The organism is Niallia sp. MER 6 (assembly GCF_023714395.1).
In the GTDB taxonomy this organism is placed as follows: Bacteria; Bacillota; Bacilli; order Bacillales; family Cytobacillaceae; genus Niallia.
This window is the reverse complement of sequence record NZ_JAMAUK010000067.1, coordinates 1-5,315: the sequence shown is the minus strand read 5'-3', so window position 1 is coordinate 5,315 and position 5,315 is coordinate 1. Positions and strand designations below refer to the sequence as shown.

General features: G+C 33.9%; 7 protein-coding genes. 1 reads left to right on the top strand and 6 read right to left on the bottom strand.

The genetic code is table 11. The features are described from left to right. Nucleotides 1-203 precede the first annotated feature (203 nt). The 3 genes from M3600_RS27930 to M3600_RS27920 all read right to left on the bottom strand — a co-directional run bounded on the left by M3600_RS27930 (nt 204) and on the right by M3600_RS27920 (nt 2,319). Nucleotides 204-788, bottom strand: a complete 585-nt coding sequence (locus tag M3600_RS27930) for a hypothetical protein (protein ID WP_251648462.1) — start codon at nt 786-788, stop codon at nt 204-206. 117 nt (nt 789-905) lie between these two features. Further along, nucleotides 906-1,562, bottom strand: a complete 657-nt coding sequence (locus M3600_RS27925) for a hypothetical protein (RefSeq protein WP_251648458.1) — start codon at nt 1,560-1,562, stop codon at nt 906-908. Nucleotides 1,563-1,581: 19 nt separating this feature from the next. After that, nucleotides 1,582-2,319, bottom strand: a complete 738-nt coding sequence (locus M3600_RS27920; protein WP_251648456.1) for an alpha/beta fold hydrolase — start codon at nt 2,317-2,319, stop codon at nt 1,582-1,584. Between the two features lie 303 nt (nt 2,320-2,622). Between M3600_RS27920 and M3600_RS27915 the strand changes: the two genes are divergently transcribed. After that, nucleotides 2,623-3,168 (top strand): PadR family transcriptional regulator, encoded by a 546-nt coding sequence (locus tag M3600_RS27915; protein WP_237942490.1) that lies wholly within the window; start codon nt 2,623-2,625, stop codon nt 3,166-3,168. 42 nt (nt 3,169-3,210) lie between these two features. Here M3600_RS27915 and M3600_RS27910 read toward each other — a convergent pair whose 3' ends face one another. The 3 genes from M3600_RS27910 to M3600_RS27900 form a co-directional block, all read right to left on the bottom strand. Then, nucleotides 3,211-4,071, bottom strand: coding sequence for a phosphotransferase (locus M3600_RS27910; protein WP_251648454.1), 861 nt, complete (start codon nt 4,069-4,071; stop codon nt 3,211-3,213). A gap of 141 nt (nt 4,072-4,212) precedes the next feature. After that, nucleotides 4,213-4,770: a histidine phosphatase family protein gene (locus tag M3600_RS27905; RefSeq protein ID WP_233315451.1), complete on the bottom strand. Its 558-nt coding sequence runs from the start codon at nt 4,768-4,770 to the stop codon at nt 4,213-4,215. A gap of 50 nt (nt 4,771-4,820) precedes the next feature. After that, nucleotides 4,821-5,030 (bottom strand): hypothetical protein, encoded by a 210-nt coding sequence (locus M3600_RS27900; protein ID WP_233315452.1) that lies wholly within the window; start codon nt 5,028-5,030, stop codon nt 4,821-4,823. Between the last annotated feature and the right edge of the window lie 285 nt (nt 5,031-5,315).

Below are 5,315 nucleotides of genomic sequence, written 5' to 3'. Positions count from 1 at the left end.
AACTTGAAAGGTGATAGTTACAGACTAAAAGAGAAGCATTTGAGTACGCAAAAACAGAAGGACTGAAAGGTCCTTCTGGGGAATTTTAAACCGGCGATTTTGAGGAAGTTTTAATCGGCCTTGACAAGTTATTGTAAATAAAAAAAAGCGGACTCTTTTCATAAAGAACCAGCTTTATAATATAATAAACAAGTTACACATAATTAGGATAATCCTCTAAATACTATACCTCTATTTCTATTAAAGTTATAATGTAAATGTATGAACAAAGTAAGCCATAACCAACAATCCTCTTCATATGCTGACTCTACTTCAAAGATATGCTTATCCTCACTGTGATGCTGATATTTTGCCACAAACGATTTGTCCTTTAAAATCTCAAATGTTAAGCCATCATCATCAAAAAATAGTTGATAAATCTCATCATTAAAGGGAAATTCGTAGAAATATTTTACGGTTTCATTGTGATATGTGAGTGTAATGGTTTGGCTGCTTCCAGCCTTTTTATAAACCACTTCTCTATTTAATACACGATTAGCTGCTGATGACATGCTTGTATCGCATGTCGCTTTTATTTTTATTGTCTCCGAAGCATTTTGAATTGTGATATGGTTTTGTCTGACAAAAACCTCTTTTTGGCCAAGAATACTTCTTTTTGCTAATTTTTTAGTTGTCCCCTCTGTTTCTAATCTAATAGTACCTATTACATTTCCGTTGCCATCTTGCATATTTACAATCGTATCAAAAGAAGAAAGCGCTTTATATTGCCAAGGAATTACTTTTATCATATTAAAACCCCCGAATAAGTATTACCTATATATACGGAAACGTATGAAAATGGTTTCATTAAATCTTTTGAAACAGCCCAAAACCCCTCTTTATAAAAGAGGGGTAATAAACTTCTATTACTTTACTGGATTTCTTGCTTGGAATAAACTTGTTGATAACAATGATACTACTAAAACGACTTCAAAAAGATTAGTAACAGCATTACTGTTTATTGGTATTCGTACGGCACTCATAACAATCATTAAAAAAGCTCCGACAAAAAACCCAATCCATTTTTGTTTAATTAGAACGATAATAGCAGCAATCAAAAGAATAATAGAAACAAGGATAACCATAATAGGCGGCCCGCCGCTGTGCTCTGAACTGTATGAAAGAACACCATACTCCCACTTAGGAACGATTTTCAGGCCAACCACTTCTGTATAAAGTTCTATTAGTATTAATAATGGCGTTACGATAAAAGGCGCTATTTGAAAACTAACACTCTGAGCAAAACGGCTGTTTGTTTTCTTTATCGCAGCCCATGCATAAAAGACCAGAAAAGGTGTGAATAGTGCATGAAGAAGAAAGCGCAGGAGATTTAAGTTCTCTGCTAGCGTTCCTTCTCCAAGAAATTTCCCTAGTGTAATAACACCATTATCGTATAAAAGGCCGATTACGACTGGTAATAGGAAAAACAGGCTTAAAATAGAAGATTTTTTTAATATTTTAAGGATTATAATAAGGATAACTAAGTATATAATCGTAAATAGCAAAAATAACAAACTGTCCATACATTACTCCTTACTCGAATTATTTAGTCCAATTATGCTCTTCTGCCCATTTTTCTATATTGTCTACGATACTATCTTGTTGTTCCTTCACACTGATTTTGGCTTCATTATCGCCAGACTGCTCACCATAAACACCAAATTGAGCATGGTTTCCACCTGCGATTTCAACATACTCAGCAGTATCAGGCAGATAAGGTTTATTTTCTTTAATTTTTGCTTGTGTACTTAAGCCATCTTCTGAACCACTAATGGATAGCACTGGCAGACTGGAACTAGACAGCGTTTCATTTTCAGCTGCGTAAGAACCTAATAATACTAGCCCTTGAACTTTATCAATATTCTTATCGGCATACATCGCTGCTGCCGCTCCGCCCATTGAATGTCCGCCTAAAATCCAATTTTCCACACCTTTATATTCACCGATCAGCTCATCAGCTTTACTATAATCGAAAATAGGCAAATTCAATGTTACATTTGGAATAGCTACCAGCATATTATTTTTAGCAAGCTCTTGTGCTAAGTAACCGTATGCTTCAGGTTCCACTTTTGCTCCAGGATAAAGGATGATACCTGTTGTACTGTCCTTATCTCCATAAATTAGCCAATCACCATCCTTAAAATATTTATTGTCCATCTTAATTGCTGGATCATCAATTGCTTCATAAGTGATCTGTGTCCAGACAAAAAATGCTGAAACAGCTAATAAAATAACGATTAGTAAAGAAAGAAGAACTTTTTTGTTAAATATTTTTTTCATATGTCTAATACCTTAATTGCCTAAACATGGATGAATTGCGGCAATTATTTGCCCTTTCTAGTTTTTTCTTTAGTAGTTAATATTTCCGTTAGCCTTATAACTTAAAACAGCAATTACTAACTTCGGATTTAGAATCCTTTAGTAATTTTATTCACTTGTATACATCTTCACTCCTAACCTAAATAGTCATATGTCTAAAATGACATATGTTAATAATATAATAATATATGCCTTTATTCAACTTAGACAAGGAGTTATGGTATAATTTGATAACATTATAAGAATGGAAAAGAGTTGGATACATTGAGTTTACGGTATGCTTTATTAGGAATAATTGCAAAAAAACCTGTTAGCGGTTATGAGGTTGTGAATATTTTCAAAGAGCAGGTAGTGTATTTTTGGAACTCTACCCATAGTCAAATTTATACAGAGCTTCATAAATTAGAAAACGAAGAGTTGCTGCAGCATGAACTTATTATCCAAAATTCTTCACCTAATAAGAAAATATATACGATTACGGATACGGGAAAAAAAGAATTATTGGATTGGATACTCCATAGCCCATTAAAGCCTGCCAAAATAAAGGATGAATTTCTAATTAAGGCAGCAGCATTTGATATTATGTCAAAAGCAGAAATTATTCAGTTATTAGACGAAGTTATTACAAGAGAGGAAAGAGTGCTGAGCATGACAAAAGAATGGCAGGAAAACTTCTCTGAAAAATCTCCAAACACAAATTTAGGCTCTGTAATAACTTCAGAATATGGTATCCGTTATGCAGAAATGTATTTAAATTGGTGCAAATGGGTGAAGGAATATTTACACAACCATAATTCGGATAACAACTAAAAGAGTAAAAGCACAAAGGCAATAATTGCTCTCTGTGCTTTTTTATTTCCTATTCATTTCTTCAACTATCCTGACCCAGTAATTCCATGCAGTCAAATAGTCCTCTAAAGCGCTTGGGTGATGCTTTATGCATGTTGCAAGACGAAGATATAATCCAATAAGTACTTCTTCATAAAGGGAAGCTTCGTTCAGATTATGTTTGCTTGCTAGCAATCCTACTGCACTGTTGAACGTTTCTTTCGTCAAATCATCTGGGCTCGAACAAAAGGCGTATATTAAGTCATAAAGAGGTTCGCCAATTACTGGGGTTGGATCAATAACACCTGCTAATTGCCTGTCATGAAAGATAAAATTGTGCACACCGCAGTCGCCATGCAATAAATATTGTTTTCTTTCACCGCTTCTTTTAGTAGCAACATTCAATATGTACTGATAAACATAGTTGTCTAAATAGTGCTGTAAAATGTCATTCGCTTCCTTCATTTCCGCGGTAATAAAATCTTCCCAAGATACCGATGGCTCATCAGCCCAACCCCACCCACTTTCAGTTGCTACAGGGGTATATGTATTTAAAAGACCTTGTACAAGCTTTTGTAGCATATCTTTTTTATTTACTCTCTTGTCATTCACAGTGCCTTCAATGAAGGAATAAACAAAATATCCATTTGTTTGTTCAACAAATAAAAGCTTAGGTAGTAACGAATTATCCTTGTAGCATTGCAAAAACTTTGCCTCTGCTTCCACTATCTTTGGCTGATTTTTCTTCACTACCACTTTACTATTATCAAGGTTTAGAGCATACAACTCACTTACCGTTCCACCATTTAACCTGTGATAATCAAGTGGTGCTTCATGAAGAATGTTATTGTGCAGCAATAGCTTTATTACTTTTTGTATATCCATATTTTCTCCTATATCGTGATTTTATCTTCTTTTATAATGGCTAATCCATACTGCTGTCTGTTAAAGACAATTGGTTGCATTTTGTAATAAAAATAACTGTATCTTTTTCAACTATACCTTCAAAGTCCCAGTGAACATCTCTTACCTATGCCAGATTTTAACAACCTCTTTCAATACTGTTTTATCAAAGCTTAATTTATAAATATCCGGCATATCCAAACCTCTCCAGAAATTTAAATCGTATTGTTTATCGAAATAATTCATTATTAAAGCAATCAGATTACCGTGTGATCCTACTACAATATTTTTACCTTTAAATCTTTCCAAGGTATTTAACGTTGCATAGACTCCACGTTTTTGTGCAATTAAATTCGATTCTCCGCCTTCCCAAGAAAAAGATGGCTCTTCCCATAATTTCGAAATCGCCGTTTGAAAGTCCTCTACAGCATTTTTTGAAAGCATTCGTTCCTTAAAGCTGTTATCAATAATTATCTCTCTGCTACTCTTTAGGCCAACTTCCTTGACAGTTTGAATTGCCCGCTTATAAGGACTAGAAATAACCACATGTATATTTTCTTTATTCAGGAGATCTGTTACTTTTTTTACGTCGGCCAGCCCCTTTTGTGATAAAGGCCTCCCTGATTCATCAGAAGAATAAATAGAGTGAGCGTGGCGTACAAAATACAAATTTGTTAGCAATATTACCTCTCCTAAACTTTAAAGTTTACTAAAAAATTTCCGCATACATTTTATACCCCAAAAAACTCTGGTAACTGAACCCCCAGATCAAATAATGTACTCATTATAAAAAAGAACAGAATGATTACTACACAAAGGTTTACAATAATTTTTCCGATAATATTGTCATCTTGTTCTATTTCTTTCTGTTTTTTTATCTCTCTGTATATTCCTTGAACCTTTTTTTGCATGCGGATTTTATGTTTTGCTTTTTCATTCATACATTTTCCTCCTGTATTCAAGGGGTGATAAACAATCTCCAATTACCAACAATTTTACCATATTGATACATCTATGTATCTTGTGATTTGACAGAAAATTGACTTTTTTATGTCTGCAGCTAAACTATTATTTACCAACTTAAAAAGACTGCCCACTATGAAGTGCACCCCAATTGTTAGACGAAGGTCTAACAATTGGAGGTGCCTTTTTTATGGCCAAATTTTCAATAGAAGAAAAAATTAGTGCCGTTTTGGAATATATAGATGGTGATGATGGCGTAAATA

Coding starts and splice junctions, on each gene's coding strand:
- M3600_RS27900 (WP_233315452.1), bottom strand. CDS start 5,030: ATGAATGAAAAAGCAAAACATAAAATCCGCATGCAAAAAAAGGTTCAA.
- M3600_RS27925 (WP_251648458.1), bottom strand. CDS start 1,562: ATGGACAGTTTGTTATTTTTGCTATTTACGATTATATACTTAGTTATC.
- M3600_RS27930 (WP_251648462.1), bottom strand. CDS start 788: ATGATAAAAGTAATTCCTTGGCAATATAAAGCGCTTTCTTCTTTTGAT.
- M3600_RS27920 (WP_251648456.1), bottom strand. CDS start 2,319: ATGAAAAAAATATTTAACAAAAAAGTTCTTCTTTCTTTACTAATCGTT.
- M3600_RS27910 (WP_251648454.1), bottom strand. CDS start 4,071: ATGGATATACAAAAAGTAATAAAGCTATTGCTGCACAATAACATTCTT.